The organism is Methyloparacoccus murrellii (genome assembly GCF_054657115.1).
In genome coordinates, this window is sequence record NZ_BAAHXD010000039.1 from 1 (window position 1) to 19,938 (window position 19,938).

The 19,938-nt window shown below is 66.1% G+C and carries 19 protein-coding genes and 1 CRISPR repeat array; of the genes, 8 read left to right on the forward strand and 11 right to left on the reverse strand.

Annotated elements, in window-relative coordinates:
• The 8 genes from cas6e to ACYQ1H_RS11400 form a co-directional block, all read left to right on the forward strand.
• On the forward strand, positions 1-296 hold a 296-nt coding region (gene cas6e / locus ACYQ1H_RS11365), incomplete at its 5' end, for a type I-E CRISPR-associated protein Cas6/Cse3/CasE (RefSeq protein WP_460028154.1).
• Between the two features lie 37 nt (positions 297-333).
• Positions 334-657, forward strand: a complete 324-nt coding sequence (locus tag ACYQ1H_RS11370) for a UPF0175 family protein (protein WP_460028155.1) — start codon at positions 334-336, stop codon at positions 655-657.
• On the forward strand, positions 641-1,156 hold the full coding sequence (locus ACYQ1H_RS11375; RefSeq protein WP_460028156.1) for a PIN domain-containing protein: 516 nt from the start codon (positions 641-643) through the stop codon (positions 1,154-1,156). The genes ACYQ1H_RS11370 and ACYQ1H_RS11375 overlap by 17 nt, the downstream gene beginning before the upstream one ends.
• Positions 1,153-2,073 carry a type I-E CRISPR-associated endonuclease Cas1e gene (cas1e, locus tag ACYQ1H_RS11380; protein WP_460028157.1) on the forward strand — a complete coding sequence of 307 codons (921 nt, stop codon included), beginning with the start codon at positions 1,153-1,155 and terminating at the stop codon, positions 2,071-2,073. The genes ACYQ1H_RS11375 and cas1e overlap by 4 nt, the downstream gene beginning before the upstream one ends.
• Entirely contained in the window at positions 2,054-2,356 is a 303-nt protein-coding gene (cas2e, locus tag ACYQ1H_RS11385) for a type I-E CRISPR-associated endoribonuclease Cas2e (RefSeq protein ID WP_460028158.1), read from the forward strand. The genes cas1e and cas2e overlap by 20 nt, the downstream gene beginning before the upstream one ends.
• A 148-nt stretch (positions 2,357-2,504) precedes the next feature.
• A CRISPR array of direct repeats spans positions 2,505-6,072; the repeat unit is 29 nt; unit sequence GCGTTCCCCACGCCCGTGGGGATGAACCG.
• A gap of 116 nt (positions 6,073-6,188) precedes the next feature.
• Positions 6,189-6,692, forward strand: coding sequence for a hypothetical protein (locus ACYQ1H_RS11390; RefSeq protein ID WP_460028159.1), 504 nt, complete (start codon positions 6,189-6,191; stop codon positions 6,690-6,692).
• 179 nt (positions 6,693-6,871) lie between these two features.
• Positions 6,872-8,035, forward strand: a complete 1,164-nt coding sequence (locus tag ACYQ1H_RS11395; protein ID WP_460028160.1) for a SagB/ThcOx family dehydrogenase — start codon at positions 6,872-6,874, stop codon at positions 8,033-8,035.
• Between the two features lie 27 nt (positions 8,036-8,062).
• On the forward strand, positions 8,063-8,572 hold the full coding sequence (locus tag ACYQ1H_RS11400; RefSeq protein ID WP_460028161.1) for a nitroreductase family protein: 510 nt from the start codon (positions 8,063-8,065) through the stop codon (positions 8,570-8,572).
• A gap of 20 nt (positions 8,573-8,592) precedes the next feature.
• Here ACYQ1H_RS11400 and ACYQ1H_RS11405 read toward each other — a convergent pair whose 3' ends face one another.
• From ACYQ1H_RS11405 to ACYQ1H_RS11455, 11 genes are all read right to left on the reverse strand, one after another.
• Positions 8,593-10,380 (reverse strand): ABC transporter ATP-binding protein, encoded by a 1,788-nt coding sequence (locus ACYQ1H_RS11405; RefSeq protein ID WP_460028162.1) that lies wholly within the window; start codon positions 10,378-10,380, stop codon positions 8,593-8,595.
• A 73-nt stretch (positions 10,381-10,453) separates the two neighbouring features.
• The gene (locus tag ACYQ1H_RS11410; RefSeq protein WP_460028163.1) at positions 10,454-10,744 is read right to left on the reverse strand and encodes a PqqD family protein; all 291 of its coding nucleotides are present in this window, start codon (positions 10,742-10,744) and stop codon (positions 10,454-10,456) included.
• Positions 10,741-11,787 (reverse strand): radical SAM/SPASM domain-containing protein, encoded by a 1,047-nt coding sequence (locus ACYQ1H_RS11415; RefSeq protein ID WP_460028164.1) that lies wholly within the window; start codon positions 11,785-11,787, stop codon positions 10,741-10,743. Before ACYQ1H_RS11415 ends, ACYQ1H_RS11410 begins: the two co-directional genes overlap by 4 nt.
• Positions 11,762-12,337 carry a phosphoenolpyruvate carboxykinase (ATP) gene (locus ACYQ1H_RS11420; protein ID WP_460028165.1) on the reverse strand — a complete coding sequence of 192 codons (576 nt, stop codon included), beginning with the start codon at positions 12,335-12,337 and terminating at the stop codon, positions 11,762-11,764. The genes ACYQ1H_RS11415 and ACYQ1H_RS11420 overlap by 26 nt, the downstream gene beginning before the upstream one ends.
• 316 nt (positions 12,338-12,653) lie before the next feature.
• Positions 12,654-12,839, reverse strand: a complete 186-nt coding sequence (locus tag ACYQ1H_RS11425) for a hypothetical protein (protein WP_460028166.1) — start codon at positions 12,837-12,839, stop codon at positions 12,654-12,656.
• A complete protein-coding gene (locus ACYQ1H_RS11430; RefSeq protein WP_460028167.1) occupies positions 12,836-14,701 on the reverse strand; it encodes an asparagine synthase-related protein in 1,866 nt (621 codons plus the stop codon). The genes ACYQ1H_RS11425 and ACYQ1H_RS11430 overlap by 4 nt, the downstream gene beginning before the upstream one ends.
• Positions 14,698-15,135: a lasso peptide biosynthesis B2 protein gene (locus ACYQ1H_RS11435; protein WP_460028168.1), complete on the reverse strand. Its 438-nt coding sequence runs from the start codon at positions 15,133-15,135 to the stop codon at positions 14,698-14,700. The genes ACYQ1H_RS11430 and ACYQ1H_RS11435 overlap by 4 nt, the downstream gene beginning before the upstream one ends.
• Positions 15,136-15,308: 173 nt before the next feature.
• On the reverse strand, positions 15,309-15,716 hold the full coding sequence (locus ACYQ1H_RS11440; RefSeq protein WP_460028169.1) for a DUF3592 domain-containing protein: 408 nt from the start codon (positions 15,714-15,716) through the stop codon (positions 15,309-15,311).
• Entirely contained in the window at positions 15,683-17,809 is a 2,127-nt protein-coding gene (locus ACYQ1H_RS11445; protein ID WP_460028170.1) for a glycosyl hydrolase family 57, read from the reverse strand. Before ACYQ1H_RS11445 ends, ACYQ1H_RS11440 begins: the two co-directional genes overlap by 34 nt.
• Positions 17,806-19,206, reverse strand: coding sequence for a nicotinate phosphoribosyltransferase (locus tag ACYQ1H_RS11450; RefSeq protein ID WP_460028171.1), 1,401 nt, complete (start codon positions 19,204-19,206; stop codon positions 17,806-17,808). Before ACYQ1H_RS11450 ends, ACYQ1H_RS11445 begins: the two co-directional genes overlap by 4 nt.
• Positions 19,199-19,789, reverse strand: a complete 591-nt coding sequence (locus ACYQ1H_RS11455; protein ID WP_460028172.1) for an isochorismatase family protein — start codon at positions 19,787-19,789, stop codon at positions 19,199-19,201. The genes ACYQ1H_RS11450 and ACYQ1H_RS11455 overlap by 8 nt, the downstream gene beginning before the upstream one ends.
• Between the last annotated feature and the right edge of the window lie 149 nt (positions 19,790-19,938).

The following is a 19,938-nucleotide window of genomic DNA, read 5'->3' on the forward strand; positions in this document are numbered from 1 at the left end:
CTAACAAACGGGGAGAATTCAAGTGCCGAAAGCCCTTGTTTCTTGAAGAAGAGCAAATCGCCTGGCTCAATGGCCGATTGGGTGATTGCGCCAGTGTGGAATCCGTGGCGGTCCAGCCGCATCCAGCGCTGTTCTTCCGTGATAAGAGCCAGCACCATGGCAAGCTATTGACCGTCACGTACCAAGGCTTGCTCAAGGTTACGGCACCGGAGATTTTGCGGGGCAAGCTTCGCAACGGCATCGGCCCCGCCAAGAGCTTCGGCTGTGGTTTGCTCCTGGTCCGGCGGCTGGCCTAGAGTGTTGCCGATCCCAACATCCAGGAGACGCGACACCATGCATACCTTTTCCCTGCGCGACCTGCCAGAACATGTCGGCGAACTGGCCGAAGACACCGAGGCGGGCAGGCTGTGCCTGGTCACCCGCGACGGTGCGCCAGTGTTCGTGGCCGTGCCCTTCGACGACGCCCTGCTGAGGGGCGGAGTGGGCCTGGCCCTGGCGGTGAAGCTGTTCGACGAGGAAACCCTGTCGCTGGGCCAAGCTGCGCGGCTGGCGGGGCTCGACCTGGCCGAGTTCATGGATCGGCTGGCCGAACTGCGCATCCCGGTCGCCCGGCCCCGGCCCGGCGAACTGGAGCAAGAGATTGAAGCCTTCGGTTGAAATCGTCGTCGCCGACGCCGGCCCCCTGATCGCCTTGGCAAGACTGGACGCTCTGCATCTCCTACCCGCCCTGTTCTCCCGCGCATGGATGACGGAGACCGTGCTGGCCGAGTGCTGCGCCGGTAGCGTCCGGCGCGAATGTACGGCCATCCGGACCGCCATCGGCGCTGGACAACTCGGAGTGCGGCCCACCCCGGCGCATCCCGCCTGGACCGTGGACCCCGGCGAGGCCAGCGCCATCGCGGCGGCACTCGAATTGTCGGCGGGCATCGTCATGGACGACCGGGCCGGGCGCAGACTGGCGGGACACCTGGGTTTGCCGGTGGTCGGCACCCTGGGCATCCGGGTGCTCGCCAAACGCGCGAGGTTGTTATCGGAGATCGGGCCCTCGGTGGCAGCCCTGGCGGCGTCCGGGTATTACCTGGCCGACGGGGTGATCGAGAGCGCCCTGCGGCTGGTCGGCGAATCCCCCCTTTCCGCCTCGGACGCATCCTCATGACCGACCTGCTCCCTCCCCTCAAACCCATCGCCATGAAGGAGCGCGTCTCCCTCGTCTTCATCGAGCGCGGCGAGATCGACGTTCTGGACGGGGCCTTCGTCGTCGTCGACCAGACCGGCGTCCGCACCCACATCCCGGTCGGCGCCATCGCCTGCATCATGCTGGAGCCCGGTACCCGCGTCTCGCACCGGGCGGCGGCGCTGGCGGCGCGGGTCGGCACCCTGCTGGTCTGGGTCGGCGAGGCCGGCGTGCGGCTCTATGCCTCCGGCCAGCCCGGCGGGGCGCGTTCCGACCGGCTGCTGTACCAGGCCAGACTGGCGCTGGATGACGACGCCCGACTCAAAGTCGTGCGCAAGATGTACGAAATCCGCTTTGGCGAGAAGCCGCCCGAGCGACGCAGCGTGCAGCAACTGCGCGGCATCGAAGGCGCGCGGGTGCGCAAGACCTACGAACTGTTGGCCAGGCGCTATGGCGTGGTCTGGAAGCACCGCGATTACGATGCCCAGGAATGGGGGTCCGGCGACGTGCCCAACCGCTGCATGAGTTCCGCCACCGCCTGTCTCTACGGCATCACCGAGGCCGCCATGCTGGCGGCGGGCTATGCGCCGGCGGTCGGCTTCATCCACACCGGCAAGCCGCTGTCGTTCGTCTACGATATCGCCGACCTGTTCAAGTTCGAGTCAGTGGCGCCCATTGCCTTCCAGGTCGCCGCGCGTGACCCGGCCGAGCCCGAGCGCGAGGTCCGGCTGGCCTGCCGCGACATGTTCCGCAAGACCCGCCTGCTGGAGAAGATCATTCCCCTGATCGAGGACGTGCTGAGCGCGGGCGGACTGGAGCCACCTGCCCCGCCGGAAGACGCCGTCGGCCCCGCCATCCCCAACCCGGAGTCCCTGGGCGATGCTGGTCATCGTGGTTGAGAATGTCCCGCCCCGGCTGCGCGGCCGCCTGGGCATCTGGCTGGTGGAAGTCCGCGCCGGCGTTTATGTGGGTGACCTGTCGCGGCGCGTGCGCGAGATGATCTGGAGCCAGGTCGAGCAGGGTCTGGGCGAGGGCAACGCCGTCATGGTCTGGTCCACCAATACCGAATCAGGCTTCGATTTCGTCACCTTGGGCAAGAACCGGCGCATGCCGGTCGAGTTGGACGGGCTCAAGCTCGTCTCCTTTTACCCGCCCGAACCCCCGCTCAATGGCTCCTCCTGAACCGTTGCCGGTGGAACCGCCACCGTGCTCTTTGACAAAATGCAACCCATTGATCTGCCAAGGGTTCCGGAATGGCGCCCAGCCTTCAAAAGCGGGTACCCCGCGCCGCGCTGTTTTTTTCCTTCCCTGACAATCGGTTACGATTGGTGCGTTCCCCACGCCCGTGGGGATGAACCGCTGATTTACCAAGTCAATGCAGGAGCCGTCGAGCGTTCCCCACGCCCGTGGGGATGAACCGGCCATGCGCTACTCGCCACGAAGGCCCATCAGGCGTTCCCCACGCCCGTGGGGATGAACCGAGGCCCTGGACATCACCGCGCGTCAGGTGCAGGCGTTCCCCACGCCCGTGGGGATGAACCGTACGCATGACCATCAAACTTGAAATAAAAACCGCGTTCCCCACGCCCGTGGGGATGAACCGCTCAACCGACGCGATGCTCTGCACCGATGTGCGCGTTCCCCACGCCCGTGGGGATGAACCGTGCGCCAGCGTCTTTCAGGCCTGCCATCTCGGGCGTTCCCCACGCCCGTGGGGATGAACCGCCATGCAGACCGAATTGGCCGCGCTGAGGGCCGCGTTCCCCACGCCCGTGGGGATGAACCGGAGTTTGCCGGCAATCCAGGCAATATCCTGGTGCGTTCCCCACGCCCGTGGGGATGAACCGGCCGGTCCAGATGTGCATGGTCGCTTCGTCCAGCGTTCCCCACGCCCGTGGGGATGAACCGCCGCTGAAATGGAGGCGCTACGCGATCTCCAGGCGTTCCCCACGCCCGTGGGGATGAACCGCGCACCCAGCAGGCCATCGCCGATCTTAGCGAGCGTTCCCCACGCCCGTGGGGATGAACCGCTCTCCAATCGCGGAGACGCTTTCTACGGGCAGCGTTCCCCACGCCCGTGGGGATGAACCGCGTTCAAAACCTGGGTCGAGGACGCCCGCGAGGCGTTCCCCACGCCCGTGGGGATGAACCGCTCACCGAGGCCCAGCGGGCTGTTGCAGCCGTGCGTTCCCCACGCCCGTGGGGATGAACCGCAACAATGCACATCTTGACCGGCCTTGCCCTGGCGTTCCCCACGCCCGTGGGGATGAACCGCCCGCGCTAGAAGTCCAGGATCTGGTCGGTCAGCGTTCCCCACGCCCGTGGGGATGAACCGTTGCTGGAACGCATTCAGGCCGGGCATGAAGCGCGTTCCCCACGCCCGTGGGGATGAACCGAGCCTCTTCCGCGCTGATACGGATAGCGTTCCGCGTTCCCCACGCCCGTGGGGATGAACCGATTTGTGATTGTGACATTGCTGCCATTGATAGGCGTTCCCCACGCCCGTGGGGATGAACCGTACATGTGGAGCGCTGTCAGCTACGGCGGCAACGCGTTCCCCACGCCCGTGGGGATGAACCGCAATCCTTCCGTCTGGTCCACGACACGGCGCGGCGTTCCCCACGCCCGTGGGGATGAACCGACATCAACACGATCCATCTCGACAAGCTGATCGCGTTCCCCACGCCCGTGGGGATGAACCGCCGCAATCGATGCCCGAGAATACCGCTACATCGCGTTCCCCACGCCCGTGGGGATGAACCGTGAAGCCTGACAGGCCCGCTCTGGCGCGGTACGCGTTCCCCACGCCCGTGGGGATGAACCGCCCAGAAGGACTGGGCCACCAATCTCGGCCAGGCGTTCCCCACGCCCGTGGGGATGAACCGCGCGTCTGGCCGAATCGCGGCGGCAGTATGATGCGTTCCCCACGCCCGTGGGGATGAACCGGCGCGGGAGAAGGCGGAATTGGTCAAGGAAAAGCGTTCCCCACGCCCGTGGGGATGAACCGGCCAATGTCGTCTTCCGGGAATTGGACGACTCGCGTTCCCCACGCCCGTGGGGATGAACCGAGGCGCTTGACATCACCGCGCGTCAGGTGCAGGCGTTCCCCACGCCCGTGGGGATGAACCGCGCTTCAGGCCGCTATCGACGCGCATCAGTTCGCGTTCCCCACGCCCGTGGGGATGAACCGGCCGTCCGTGGCGCATCGGCAGAGCTGGAGCGGCGTTCCCCACGCCCGTGGGGATGAACCGCCTATGTGCTAGCTACCGTTGAGCATGAAACCGCGTTCCCCACGCCCGTGGGGATGAACCGTACGGCGATCTTCTTGGCGTCGATCTTGTCGGGCGTTCCCCACGCCCGTGGGGATGAACCGCGTTTGTCTCGGCCAAGGCGCAGTCGGATGCGGCGTTCCCCACGCCCGTGGGGATGAACCGGCGCGGCAGAAAGCCGATGAGGCGGCTCTCAAGCGTTCCCCACGCCCGTGGGGATGAACCGACGCCATCAAAGAGATGGTGAAAGCCCGCGCCGCGTTCCCCACGCCCGTGGGGATGAACCGGTCATGTTGATCGGGCCGCCCGTGATCCATGCGCGTTCCCCACGCCCGTGGGGATGAACCGGTGTTTGGTTATATTTAAGCTGGCTTTTTCAGGCGTTCCCCACGCCCGTGGGGATGAACCGGGCATCGCCGACTACGCCAAATCGTTGCTGCTGCGTTCCCCACGCCCGTGGGGATGAACCGCCTATTTCGGCAAAGCCGGTCCCAATCAAACAGCGTTCCCCACGCCCGTGGGGATGAACCGGCTGCGGGTAGGCTCCTGCACAACAACTATCCGCGTTCCCCACGCCCGTGGGGATGAACCGGCGTTCGGAACGACGCGGCTGTCTTTTACCCAGCGTTCCCCACGCCCGTGGGGATGAACCGCCGTAGATGTAGCCATAGCCGGAGCTGGAGCTGCGTTCCCCACGCCCGTGGGGATGAACCGATTCCCGTCACGATAGGGTCAGCCTGGCAGATGCGTTCCCCACGCCCGTGGGGATGAACCGCTCGAAGCAAGGATGTCGGAATCCTTCTGGAGGCGTTCCCCACGCCCGTGGGGATGAACCGCGAGTTCAGACCCGACCGAAGGTGCAGTGCCAGCGTTCCCCACGCCCGTGGGGATGAACCGCCGCTGGCTTATCTGGCGAATACCCTACCAGTGCGTTCCCCACGCCCGTGGGGATGAACCGGTCGGCTCAGCGCCTCGTCGATCCTCGGCATCGCGTTCCCCACGCCCGTGGGGATGAACCGATCAAGCAAATCATGTTCTGTCTTGACATGGTGCGTTCCCCACGCCCGTGGGGATGAACCGTACGGCGAGATTCTGGGGCTCGACCTGGTGGGGCGTTCCCCACGCCCGTGGGGATGAACCGGCCCACCGTGTCGCGCAGCTGGCGTGGAAGCAGCGTTCCCCACGCCCGTGGGGATGAACCGACACCTGCGTTGCCAACACCAGCCCCTGGCGCGCGTTCCCCACGCCCGTGGGGATGAACCGGCCGTATCCCAAAAGTTGGCCGCGCAGCGGTCGCGTTCCCCACGCCCGTGGGGATGAACCGCTCCCCCTGTGACAGCCAGCCGTCCGGGGCGGGCGTTCCCCACGCCCGTGGGGATGAACCGATCAATGTCGAGATACGCGCCAGCACCAGCCGGCGTTCCCCACGCCCGTGGGGATGAACCGGCAACAGGCACGCCGCCGAACACGACGCTGGTGCGTTCCCCACGCCCGTGGGGATGAACCGTGGACCATGGATTTTGGCAATGCCGTCAAACAGCGTTCCCCACGCCCGTGGGGATGAACCGACCGTGCCCGCCGGTACGGACCCTGTTTGGGCGCGTTCCCCACGCCCGTGGGGATGAACCGCCGTCCTACTACGATCTTGCCTGCCGGAATCTTGAATCAGCCACAAAGCAGACGATGGACTTGTTCGCCGCCTGACGATATCGCCGCCTTCGGGCGGCTTTTATTGGAGAAACGAAATGAAAAACACTGTCATGTTGCTGGCCGCCTTGTCGCTATCCGCCTGTGTGCGGCCATATGCAAACTTTGCCGTCGAGACAACGCCAGCCGCCGGGATGATGAAGACCAAAACGATAAGCACGGAAACGCCAAAAGAGGCAAGCGCACTGGCACAGAATACGGAAAAGGTTGTTCAAGCCATGCTGAAGCGCGAAGGCTTCAAGTATGTCCCGAAGGGTGGGCAAGTGACGATGCTGGTTGACGCTTATCGCGGCAACAAACAAACGGGATCGCGCGTCAGTTACCGATTCTTCCACTCGAACATTGAGGAAGAATATAACGATGTCGTCACGATCAGCCTGAACGCCAAAGAGAATGGCCACGTGATATGGGATGGCAGCATCGAGGGGCTGGGTGAGTTCCTGTCCGGCAAATATGCGCCAGGCTGCATTCGCACGCTGCTTGACCGCTATCTAACCCACGAGTCTGGCGAAGAGACGTGTTACAGGCTCGACCAGATGTGACGCTTGCGGCCCTCAACAGCACCACAGCTTTCCGCATCGCCGGCAGGTGAATATACGATCACCCTCCAGGCTGATGCGGACAAAGCGGTAACGGTGGCCAAGCGTTCCCCACGCCCGTGGGGATGAATCAACCTGATAGCGCCGACCTGTTCGGCACTGCATCCCGCAGGAGCACTGCCATGGCCCGCAGAGCACCCGCACCGGCGCTGGCATATCCTTCGCTCCGACGTCGCTTCCCCCACGCCTGGCTGCGCATGAACACCCACAACGCTCCCGATATCGCCCGCCGCTACCACGACCGCAGCAAGCACCGCTTCGAGGCCTATGCGCCGGGGCCGGGGTTTCTCGACTGGGAGACGCAGCCGGACCCTTTCCGGACCTTCCGTGGCGCACCGCTCGTCCCCCTGCCCCTGGCCACGGGCGATCGGTGCCGGGCCAGCTGGGCCGACCTGCACATACCGGGGGCCATCGCCGCCTGTCCGCTGAATCCGGACACCCTCGGCAGCCTGCTGCAGGGTGCCTTCGGGCTGTCCGCGTGGAAGGAAATCCCGGGGTCGCGCTGGGCGCTGCGCTGCAATCCGTCGAGCGGCAACCTGCATCCGACCGAGGCCTACGTGGCGCTGGGACCGGGCCAGCCGGAGCTGGCGGCCGGTGTCTACCACTACCGGCCCTATGATCACGCGCTGGAGCAACGGTGCCGCGCGGCGCTGCCGCTGGACGGCTGCCTGATCGGCCTCAGCGCCGTGCACTGGCGGGAGGCCTGGAAATACGGGGAGCGCGCGTTCCGCTACTGCCAGCATGACATCGGCCACGCCCTGGCGGCGCTGCGGATGGCGGCCGGCCTGCTGGGCTGGCAGGTGCGGCTGCTGGACGACTGGGGCGATGGGGACATCGCCCGCCTGCTGGGACTGGACCGCGACGGCGATTTTGCCGACGCCGAGCGCGAGGCCGCCGACCTCCTGTGCCGGGTCGGCCCCGGGGCCGGACCGGCGCCGGCCATCGACCCGCTGCTGGATGCCGCGGCGGCCGGAACCTGGATGGGGCACGCCAACCGGCTGAGTCCCGCGCATCGGCACGACTGGCCGCTGATCGAGACAGTCCACGCGGCCACGCGCAAGCCTCGCACGCGCCCGCTGGCCAGGGCGCCAGCCGCCGTGCTGCCAGTCGAGCGGACGCCAATGGCAACCGCAGCGCCGACCGACGTGCCGGCCTGGGACATCCTGCAGCAGCGCCGCAGCGCCCAGGCCTTCGATGGCATCACCGCCATCTCGCGACAGACGCTGTGGACACTGCTCGCGGCCACCCTGCCCGGCGCGCAGCCGCCGCTGGATGTCTGGACCTAGCCGCCGCGCGTTCACCTGCTGCTGTTCGTGCACCGGGTTGAGGGGCTGGCGCCCGGCCTGTACCTCTGCCCACGGCGGGCCGATGCCGAGGCGCCGCTACGCGCCGCCCTGCGGCCCGAATTCGAATGGGCGGCCGTGCCGGACACGCCGGACGGGCTGCGCCTGGCCGCCGGACCTTGCGGCAGCCTGGCCCAACGCCTCGCCTGCCATCAGGACATCGCCAGCGACGGCGCCTTCAGCCTGGGCATGCTGGCGGAATTCGACGCGGCGCTGGCCGACGGCGCCTGGCAATACCGGCGGCTGTTCTGGGAATGCGGCCTCATCGGCCAGGCGCTGTATCTGGAAGCCGAACTGGCCGGGGTACGCGGTACCGGCATCGGCTGCTTCTTCGACGACGGCGTGCATGCGCTGCTGGGACTGGGCGACACCCGCTACCAGAGCCTCTACCATTTCACCGTCGGCAGGCATCGGGAGGATCCCCGGCTGAGAACCCTGCCGCCCTACGCCCACCTGGATGCACGCGCCGACAGGGCTTGACGCAGGATAGCCCGGCGCCTTCAGGGCGGCTGATAGTGCCTGGCCTGCGCCCTGAACATGGCGGCATAGGCGCCATCCCGCGCCAGCAGCGCCTCATGGGTACCGGCCTCGCTGACGCGGCCATCCTCGAGCACGATGATCCGGTCGGCCAGCCGGGCCGTGGACAGACGATGGCTGATCAGTACCGCCGTCCGGCCCGCCGCGAGTTGCCGGAAACGCTCCAGCACCTCGGCCTCCGCCTCCGGATCCAGGGCGCTGGTAGGTTCGTCCAGAATGACAATGCCGGCGGAGCGCAAGGCAGCCCGGGCAATCGCGATGCGCTGCCACTGACCGATGCTGAGCTCCTGACCACCGGCAAACTGCGTCCCCAGTTGAGTCTCGTAGCCTTGCGGTAAATCGGCGATCACGCCGGCCGCACCGCCGACCCTGGCCGCCTGCTCGATGCGCTCCTGCGCGTCCAGCGCCGAGAGGTCACCGAAGCCGATGTTGTCGCGGGCGGTGAACTGATAGCGGCCATAGTCCTGGAACACAACGCCGATTTGCTGCCGCCATTCGGCGCTCGCAAAGGCCCGGAGGTCGATGCCGTCCACCGTGATGCGCCCTGCCGTCGGGTCATACAAGCGGCACAGCAATTTGATCAGCGTTGTCTTGCCGGCGCCGTTCTGACCGACCAGGGCCACTGTCTCGCCGGCATGGATGGTCAGGTCCACCTGTTTCAGGACGGGGTGCGCGCCATGCGGATAGCGGAACGCCACGCCCTCGAAGCGGATGTCTCCGCGCAGGGGCTGCGGTGGCGATTGCGGCGCCGCCGGCTCCTTCACCACCGGTTCAAGCAAGAGAAACTCGTAGAAATTCGACAGGAACAGGGCGTTCTCGTAGAGCCCCGACACGTTGGTGAACAGCTCGCGCAGGAGCCCCTGGCCGCGCTGCAGGGCCTGGTAATAGATCACCATATCGCCCACCGTGAGCGCGCCCTGCCAGGTCTGGAACGCCAAGAAGGCCAAAGCCCCATGGGTGCCCAGCGAAGCGCCCGCCTGCGTGAGCGCCTCCCCCAGCGCCCGCTCGCGCGACAACGTCAGACGCTCGTGGCGAATGAACTGCCGCAGCCGCGCCCAGCGCTGATGGAGATACGGCCCCAGGCCGAACAGGCGCACCTCCTTGGCATGGTCCTGGAGATTCAGCAGCTGGCTCAGATAGTGGGCCCGGCGCTGCCGCTCGGTCGAGTCGTGCCAGTTCCGGTGCTGACGCCGCGTGTGGCGCAGGCGCACCAGCAGGATCGGCAGCATCAAGAGCAGCAACCCCAGCGTCAACGCCCCATGAAAGGCGAGCAGCAAGGCCGCGATGGCGGCCAGGGAAATCAGGCTCTGTAACAGGCCGATCAGCCGGTTGACGATCAGGGCCGGCCGGTACGGCGCTTCCGATTGGGCGCGGTGCAGAGTGTCCTGAAACTCGGGATTTTCGTAATAGCCGAGGTCCAGACGAATGGCCTGCCGATGCAGCAGCGTCTGAACGTGATCGGTCACCTGCTGCGACTGGACCTCGGTGACATGGCTGTCCAGCGCCCGCAGCGCATCGATGAGCACCGCCAGGCCGGCCGCGCCGGCTAGCAGGATGGCCAGCCGATGCCAATCGCCGTCCCCCGCCGCCTGCAGGGTGACGACATCGATGATGAGCTTGAGCAGATACAGCCCCGCCACCGGCAGCAATCCCAGCAGCGCCATCAGCCCCGCATGGACGAGCGTGGAGCGGGGGCTGCTCTGCCAGACCAGTTGCACGGATCGGCGCAACTGCCGGAGACGGCTTAACATGCCATCGCCCCGGGCGGTCGGCACCAGCGACTCGCCATCCCGGCAGGAAAACGGATATCGCCTCCGGAAAAGGCTATTCGATTTCGATGAGCTTTTTCTCGGCCAATTCGCGGATCAGATTCGCCAGATCCCGTTCGAGCACCTCGCCCTCCACCTCGTATTCCTCCCGCATGGAGGCCAGCACGCTGGCGGGGTTTTTCGTGGCGACGAGCAGTTCCCAGAAATGGCTGCCCACCGGATTGAGCCCATAATAGAATCCGGTATCCAGGTTCAGCAAAACGGTTTCCTCGCCGACTTTCTCGAAAACCACCGGCTCCGGTATCGCAATCGTCCTGTCGCTTAACAAACCCGTTTCCTCCATCATGCTTCCGGCTCCATCTGTTTCATGCTGAATTGTTTCTTCCGGAATTCCGGCATCAGCTTGTGATTCATCCACAACTGGGATGCCACGCGCAAGCGCTGGGCGTCGAGATCCGCGAGCCGTTCGCGCGCCGCGGTCACCAGTTCGGGATCGTTGGTAATGTCCATGCACAGCTCGCAGATACCCGTATAGGCCGGACGGGCCTTGAAGCGCTCCCGCCCCACGGGATGATCCTTGAGCAGTCGGTAGAGGCCATGCGGCCCCGTGACGAGAATCATCTCCAAGAGGGGATCCTGCCTGGCTCGCACAAGTATGTCCTCCAACGGTTCCTCGCAGGTATTGCCCAGCCGCAAGGGCGAGGACTTCCCGGCGTAATACGAAGGGCCGCAACAGGCATAGACGGTGCCATCGGCTTCGATGACCGGGGTGAGAATAACGGCGCAAACGCCCTCGGGAGGTTCGTCCATGAAAGTGAAATGCTCTGCCGGTAGCGACGTGGCCCGTCCCAGTCTCACGGGGGCCTGCGACTGCAAATAGACGGGCAGGCCATCGAACATGGCGTGATAGGCTTCCTTCTGCTCTTCCGTGATGGTCACAACGCGCACGGCGACGCCGATTCCGGCTTCGATCGCGAGACGCGCCAGCCGCAGGGGCCGCTCCCGCGCTGAGAAGTCCTCATGATACCGGTCCCAGGAGATACAGACATGATGAAGCCCGGCCTCGGCCAGCGCCATCATGCGCGCTCGCGTCGAACCCTCGCCGCGCACCCAACCGGCGCCGGTGACGAGTGACGTTTGCAGCCCCAAATCCCGCGCCTGGGAAACGAGTTCCAGGATATCCCGGTAATACAGCATGGGTTCGCCGCCGGTGAAGCAAACATTAGGGCTGAAACGCGGGATTACTTTCAGGTATTCGCTGGCTTGCTCCAGTCCCATGTGGCCCTGGACTTTGGGTGAGGATTCCGTGATGCAGTGCCCACAGGACAGGGGGCAAGTTCGCGTGTAGGATAAACCAACCGTATCATAACGAATCATAGGGTTCTCCAAGGTGAGCTAGGATGGTTTCGTACACTTCCGGCAAGCGCGACAGATCGCGCGGGACACGGAGTTTGGCCACGGGAACCGTGGCGGCCAGTTTGGCAAGGCAGGAAAAACGGGCCTTTGCCAAATCCGCTTGCTTCTTCGACATTACCAGCCGGCGGTTTTTCGTGAGCGCCATGACCACCGGCAACCCCGTGAGCGGTATGACCTGCGCTGGTCCTTCGGCCAGTTCCAGCAAGTAGATAGCTCGTAGAGGCAAGGGCTGAGCAGCGAATCGCTCGACCGGATGGCCGAGGTCCTCGAACTCCCGGTAAGGGCGGACGAAGGGCACGCTAGGCAGTGCCAGAAGCTTATCCCCTTGAGCTTGAACGATACCCAACTGATCGTCGGTCAGCAGATCATGGCCCTGCTGGATAAAGAAATCGGCCAGCGTGGATTTACCCCCCATGGCGTCGGCAAGGAAGGCCACGCCTTTGCCCCCGATATCCACCGCCGAACCGTGCAAAAACTCGAATCGCGGGTCCAACAGCAGATAGACCGGGAGCACATAGTGCATGAGCCAGTAACGCACTCTCTCCAGGGGAGTGCCTGGCATCAGCCGACAGCAAATCCCCGATTCCTCGGGGCATAGATGGAACTCCCCTACCTCATCGATGTGTATAACAGGCGACCATGCCCCCCCCAAGAAAGTAATGTTGACCCACCCCTTGGGCGGCTTTGCCATATCTTTCGGTTTCGACGGGGCGTGGTGGATACAACCCAATTTAAACCTTATTGTGCTGAATGACTGGTCAGAATAGACAGGCAAACCCATGAATGGTATTTCCGACTCGATACAAGCACCATAGGCAGAGTAGCGCATAAATGACAAATTAGCCTGGATCAAGCAAGGTAACAGTTAAAGGTGTTATTGTTGCTACTGCTGTGAGCAAAGTAAGTAGCTCTCCTTGCGTCAAGCCAGTCATCCCCCCGTATTCGCTCAATATCGGCGCCGTGTAAGGCTTCTTCGAGGTCTTGCCGCCGGGGCGGGTTTCGTCGTACTGATCGGATGCGTTCATGGTTGGTCTCCAAATATAGGTTTGAAATGAAGGCGATACCAGGTTTCCAGCACCGCCAGTTGCCACAAAACCAGCGCGCTCAGCGGCGAGGGCTGGGCGGCGCGGCGCGCCACTACGTCTGCCACCCTGCTTGCCGAAATCACTCCGCTCCGGGCGAGGGTGAGGGAACCCGGATCGAATATCATGGAATCGAGCCTCGAGGCGATCATGGGCGAGAATTCCGCCTTGCCCGTGCGCCGCCGTAAGTCTTCCGGCAATACGCTCTTCATCGCCTCGCGCAACAGATATTTGGTCGTCCCCTGCCGCCTTTTTTCCTCGGACGGAACCGACAGAAGAAACTCCACCAGTCTGGCGTCATAAAAAGGGTGGCGAAATTCCAGTCCACCGCGCTGGCCCAGTATCTCCCAACTATCTTCAAAGACCAAGCTGATTCTTGGATTGACCACGACGCCGGCTTCATGCCATGCGCTGGCCGAGGGGAAACCCTTCCGCGGCAACTGCTGTCCTTCCATCCAGGCAGCCTGCTCCTTGCCGCCTAAAAAGAACGAAGCCTCCGACGGCCCACGCACCCGATCATTGAATTGTCTCCCCAGCCTGCACGCCCATTCGGGCAGGACGGCCTCCAGCATCCAGAACCACAGTACGTGGGGCGAGAAACGATACCGTTGCAACTCCTTCGCCAACGCGAGCCAACGCCCCGAGGTCAGCAGGTCGGCCAGGTAATAGGGGCTGCCCTGGGTCATGACATCACCGCCGACGCCGGTGAGCATGACCCTCACCCCGCGCGCCTTGGCTGCATCCAGCAATGGCCAGAAAGACTGTATCGGCAGACCCTGAATCGGCCAATCCGGAAGCGCCGCATGACAGGCTATCAGCCCTTCCCAGCCTTCGACCGGTGTCGCGTCCGCCACGGTGAAGACGCTCTCCACGCCGGCCTTTCGAACCGTCGGTTCGATGTACTCACGCTCGTCGCAGGGCAGCCGGTCGAAAACCATGGAATAACTGCTCAGCCGCGCCTTGTCCGGGATGAGGCGGGCGGCCACGCAGAGAACCGAGGTGGAATCCAACCCGCCGCTCAGCAGGCACCCGATGGGATAGGCGCTGCGGGTCTGCGCCCTGACGGCTTCGCCGAAGAGATGGCGGAATTCCTCCGTGTGTCCCGCCAGATCGGGCTTGCGCCGCCCCTGTCCCGCGCTGGGCTCCCAATACCGGCGGACGCCGAGGTTGCCGTCGCGCAGCGTCAGGGTGGAAGCCGGCGGCAAGCGCCGGACACCCTTGAACAAGGTACGGCCGTGGGCAATCGCGAAGGTGGCGAGAATTTCCCGAATGGCATCCTGCTCGGGCTGTTTTTCCAGGTCGGCCGCCTGAAACAGCGGGGCGATTTCGGAAGCGAAGGCGAACACCTGCCCTTCCCGATAGTGGTAATAGACCGGCTTGATGCCGATCCGGTCGCGGGCGGCGAACAGCGTGCGCGTCTGCCGGTCCCAGACGGCAAAGGCGAAGTCGCCCACCAGCTTTCCCGGGCACTGTTCGCCCCATTTCTCGTAGGCCGCCAGAATCAGGGCGCTGTCACCGAGTTCGGGGGTGAGCCGCAGATCGAGCTGGCGTGCCAGTTCCTCGCGATTGTCGATGCGGGCATCCGCCGTTATCACGAACCGGCCACTGGCATCGGCCAATGGCAATTTTTCGCGCAGGGATTCCGGCGTGGTCCACAGCATCCGGTGCCCGAAACCCAGCGCTGCGTCCAGCCAGACGCCGGAGCCGTCCGGGCCGCGGTGCGCCAGCGCCTCCGTCATGCGCGCCAGTTCGGCGCGGTCGACAGGTCGCCCATCCAGATGCCAAAGGCCCACCACGCCGCTCATGTAACGGCCTGCCCCAGGTTGAGACTATACAGGGGCGTGAAGTGCGCCTGGACGCCGACGACCGAGCGGCCGTCGCATTCCACCCAGGCATGGGCGCCGAATGCCTCGTCCCGCTTGGTCACGCCGATGCAGAGCGTTGCGGGATAGCCTTGCCGGGCCAGCAGCGCCATGCCCGCCAGGGCCTGCACCAGACAGGTCGCGCCGGGCACGCACCGGCCCGCCCGGGCGACGGCCCGGCCGATCTGCTCGGGGGGCAGCGCCGACGGCTCCCGGCGGCGGGTCCGCATCAGCCCCAGCCCGACCAGCGTCGACCAGAGCCGCTGAAACCGGAACCATGGCAATACGCCCCGCATCAGGGCTGCAAGCAGCAGGGCCTCAAGAAAAAGCCGGCGCTCGGTCGCCGGCAGGGCCAGGAAACGGCCTACCCTAGCCATCAGCCGCATCGGCCACCCCGTCCGGGCCCAATGCCTTGGGCACATATCGACCTGTTTCCACTCATACCCTGAATACCTGAACTCCCCCGGAGGGAGAACATAACACGAATGACACAAATAGATAAGGCAAGTCATCCGACATGATCAGGTCGTTTCCCGGGAGATGCACGGCGTCACGGGCAATCCCGGGCGTCAATGGCCGCCCGGCCGGGTTGCGCGGGATCGTATTTGACCGGCAGCGTGCGGCCGGGCTGGATCCGGGGCACCGCCAGCCGCGAGACCAGCGACCGGGCGGCGGATCTGAACGGCTTGCCGCCGGCGGGCTGCACGTCGAGGTCAAAATCGACCACCGGATCGTTGTTGATGGTGATGCCAGTGTCGTGGATGGCGGCGATGGTGGCCATGGCCGGCGTGCCGGTGGCCAGGATCGCGCAGGCATCGTCCCGGCCGCTGAAGCGGTCGACCACGGCGGTGCAGCCCAGAAGACCGGCGAACAGCACGCTGGCCGCGCGCCGTGCCGGGGCCCGGCGCGCCCGGCCAGTCCTGGCTAGGGCAGGAAGATGCGTTCCAGGGAGCCCCATGCGACATTCCCGCGCCGGTCTTCCGCTTCGATGAAATAGCGCACGTCACCCAGGCCGACCGGCAGTTCGGCGGTAAGGTAGTCGGCCGTGGCCAGCGCGCCGGTGCGCGAGGGGTAAGGGCCATGGTTGCGCATGGCGAGACGGCTCTCGCCCGCGGCCGTGCGCAGCACCAGCTCGACCCGCTTGAGGCCGGAGACATCGGCCACGAAGGTGTGTGCGACGCCCTGGCGCGGCGCGTCGAGCAGGCAACCCTGGCCCCAGCGCTGGCCGCCCGGATTTTCCGGCGTCACCCAGGGCGGGAAGATGGTCGGCCCGCTGCGGTCGTAGCCGGCGACGAGCAGGGGGTTCAGCGCCGGCCCGAGCAGGCCGTGGGCCAGGTTGGCGGCCTGGGTCACCTGCCGGTCCCAGACCTCCTGGCCGGTCCAGTACCAGTAGCAGCTGGTTTCGGCGGTCAGCAGCAGGCGGATGGCCTCGGCCAGGGCCGGATGCTCGGGCGCGGCGCACTCCAAGGTCTGCACCCGATTCTGGAAAGCGGTCAGCACCGCCCAGGAGTTCAGGTCGGGCGAGTACGGCTGGTCATAGCGGCTGAACCACTTCATGAACTGCGGATCGCCGTTATCGGCGCCGGCCCAGGAGCCCGGTTCGATATGGATGACCCGCCCGGGGTCGGGCGGGAAGCGTTGCAGGTAATCCTCGACCGTGGTCAGTTCGAAGCGGCGATCCTGTTGCAGCCATTCGACCAGCCGGCCGGTGTTGTGGTGGTAGTAGCTGTCGGCGCCGCCGCCGTGGTTGTCGCCGTCGGAATGCAGCAGGAAGAACGGCGGATGCGCCGGGTCGAAGCTGCCGGTCTCGACGACGCGGTCGTACACCTGGCCCAGCACGTCCGGGTATTGCAGGGCGCCGAAGCCGCCGCGCGCGTCTTCGTTGCCGATGTAGCGCTCCGCCGGCACGGCGATGAGCTGGTGCAGATGGCCGTCCGGGTCCTCGTAGCCGACATATTCCGGCCGCAACAGGCCGGGGGAAATCTTCGAACCGGCCCAGATGTTGTGCAGTTGCAGCCAGTCGTCCACCGGCGGGTTGACCTGCTCGGCCGGGTTGGGCGGCAGCATGCCCTCGCCGATGCCGGCGTAGGGGTAGTCGCGACAGGCACGGAAGCGGTGGATGGAGTCGTAGATCACCGCCTCGATGCCGGCCTCGACCAGCGCCGGGATCATGCGCACATGGAAGGCGGTCTCGGGCGGAAACAGCACCCGCGAGGCCTCGACGCCGAAGGCGCGGCGGATGGCGTCGCGATGCCAGTGAATCTGGCGCACGATGTCGCGGTGCGGGATCAGCGGCATCAGCGGATGGAAGAAGCCGAAGGCGGAAAAGGACACGCGCGGGTTGCCCAGCGTCGTGCGGGCGCCGGCGATGGCGCGCAGTGGCTGGTTCCAGCCGGCGAAGCGGCCGCCGCACAGACCCTCGTCGCCGCAGCGGTCGAGCTGCTCGATCAGCGAGCCACTCCAGCTGGTCGACAGGCCCGCATGCGGCAGACCGCCATCGAGGTACTGGCGCACGGCGGCGGGAATGAAATCGGTGTAGTTGCCGCCGCGCGAGCCGAAGATGCCATCCTTCTCGCCGTCCCAGTAGTGGCGGTCGGTGGTGTTGTAGTACGGCTGGTGCATGTGCTTGTGGATGCCGAAGTGGACCCTGACCTCGGCGCCACCCGACACCGCCAGGCGCGGCTCGGCCATGGGACGCGGTGGCGGGATCAGCTGGCATTCCTGGAAGAGCTTGATCCAATCGTCGCCGCCGGCCTCGGCCAGGTTCGCCCGGCGGCAGCCCTCCACCTGCACGGTGATGCGGCCGCCCTCGAGGAGGCCGGCCGGGATGCTGGCGACATACTGCCAGGCGCCGCTGGCCTCGCGGCTGCCGGTGATCGCCTGGTCCTTGATGAGTTTCTGGCGACCCTGGCCATGCAGGATCACCTGCGGAAAGGGAACCTCGCCGTCGGCGCTGAAGCGGATGTCGAAGGCCGAGTTGCGGCCGTCCGCCGCGCAGGGCAGCTGTGCGGGGCAGTGTGTCAGCTCAAGGCGGGTGAAAACGTGCGTCATGATGACCTCTCTCGCGTGCCGGATATCAGGGATGTCCCATCGCAGGGCGCCGGCGGGCGGGCGCCCTGGTGGTCCTGCCGGTCCAGCGCCGCCGCCAGCGCCCGCAGGCTGTCGGCAACCCGCACCGGATAGGACTCGGTGGCGCCGGGCTGGCACAGGGCGGGCGGCAGGCTGTCGAGCTGCGCCCGGGCATGGTCGCGCACCTCGGCCAGGGGCGGCAAAGCGGCCAGCCGCCGGCCAGCGCGCATCACCGGTTGCAGCAGGGGAATGCCGGCCGCGCTGTCGTCCACCAGGGTCAGGGTATCACCCGTGGCCCGGCCAAGCGCGTCGAATGTCCGGAACACCTGCTTGCGCCCCGGCCAGGTTGCCTTGCCTTCGGAGCGCTTGCGGCGGGCGACGCCGGCGTATTCCTGCAGCTTGTAGGCGCAGTCGAGATACGGCTGGTCGCTGCTGGTGTTCATGCGGGTGCCGACGCCGAAGCCGTCGATGGGCGCGTCATCCGCCACCAGCTGGCGGATGCTGTCCTCGTCCAGGCTGCTGCTGGCGATGATCCTGACCTCGGGAAAACCGCCGGCATCGAGGATGGCGCGGACCTGCCGGGCATGTTCGGCCAGATCGCCGCTGTCCAGCCGCACGCCCTGGATGCCCCTGCCCTCGCCGGCCCAGCGCCGCAGCAGCGGCACCAGGGAATGCGCGGCCGCTTCGGTGTCGTAGGTATCGATCAGCAGCGTCGTGCCCGCCGGATGCGACTGGACGAAATGCTCGAAGGCCATGAGCTCGCAATCGTGGGCCTGGATGTAGGCATGCGCCAGCGTGCCGAACAGCGGGATGCCCCAGCGCATGCCGGCCAGCACGGTGGCGCTGCCGTCGAAACCGGCGATATGGCTGGCGCGCGCGGACAAGAGCCCCGCCTCCGCGCCGTGGGCGCGGCGCAGGCCGAAGTCGGCCAGTAACCGGTCCGGCGCGGCGAGCCGCACACGGGCGGCCTTGGAGGCGATCAGGGTCTGGAAATGCAGGAGGTTGATGATGCGGGATTCGACGAACTGCGCCGCCGGCAGCGGTGCCGTCACCCGCAGGATCGGCTCGTCGGCGAAAAACACCGTGCCTTCCGGCATGGCATCGACGTCGCCGGTGAAGCGGAAATCGGCCAGGCTGTCGACAAAGCCGGCGTCGAACCGGCCCGAATCGCGCAGCCAGGCCAGCTCCTCCGGCGTGAACGCCAGCTGCTCCAGGTAGTCGAGCACCTGCTCCAGCCCGGCCGCCATGAGAAACCGGCGCCGCGCCGGCAGGCGGCGGACGAAAAACTCGAATACCGCCGTTTCCCGCATGCCCTGGTCGGCATACGCCTTGAGCATGGTCAGCTGGTAGAGATCGGTGAGCAGGGCGGCTTCAGCCATGACGAGATCCGATCGGGATGGCGCCCTCGGCGGTCATGCGGGCCATGGCCCGGTCGCCATCGCCGGGCTCGGCGTCGACCGCGCGCAGGGCCTCGACCAGCAGCAGCACCCGGAAACCCAGCCGCAGGGCATCCAGCACGGTGTTGAGGACGCAGTAGTCGGTCGCCAGCCCGCCGACCCAGAGCCGGGTGACGCCGGCGGCGCGCAGTTCCGCTTCCAGCGCGGTCCCGGTGAAGGCGGAGTAGGTTTCGCGATCGGCGCAGTCCGGCTTGTCGATGATCCGGGCGACCGGCGGCAACCGCAGGGCGATGGGAAAATCCGCGCCAGGCGAACCCTTGACGCAGTGGCGGGGCCAGGGACCGCCTTGCGCCCGGAAGGAGCAGTGATCGGGCGGGTGACAGTCGCGGGTGGCGAAAACGGGCAGGTTGCGGGCGACGGACATCGCCAGCCAGCCGTTGAGCGGCGCGACGACCTCATCGCCCGCCGGCACGGGCAGCGCGCCGCCCGGGAGAAAATCGTTCTGCACGTCGACGATCAGCAGCGCATCGCCCGTTTCCACCCCGCCGGCTTCCGGTGTTGACATGACCTTCTCGATTCCCGCGACATCACGGCGCATTGGATGCCGGCCATGTTACCGGCTGCGACGCCGGTGGCCAATGCGGGTGTGCCGCAGGACATGGCCCGGGCCATGGTCGTGCGCTGTTCCTTTCCCCGGTGATGTGCTGAGATAGC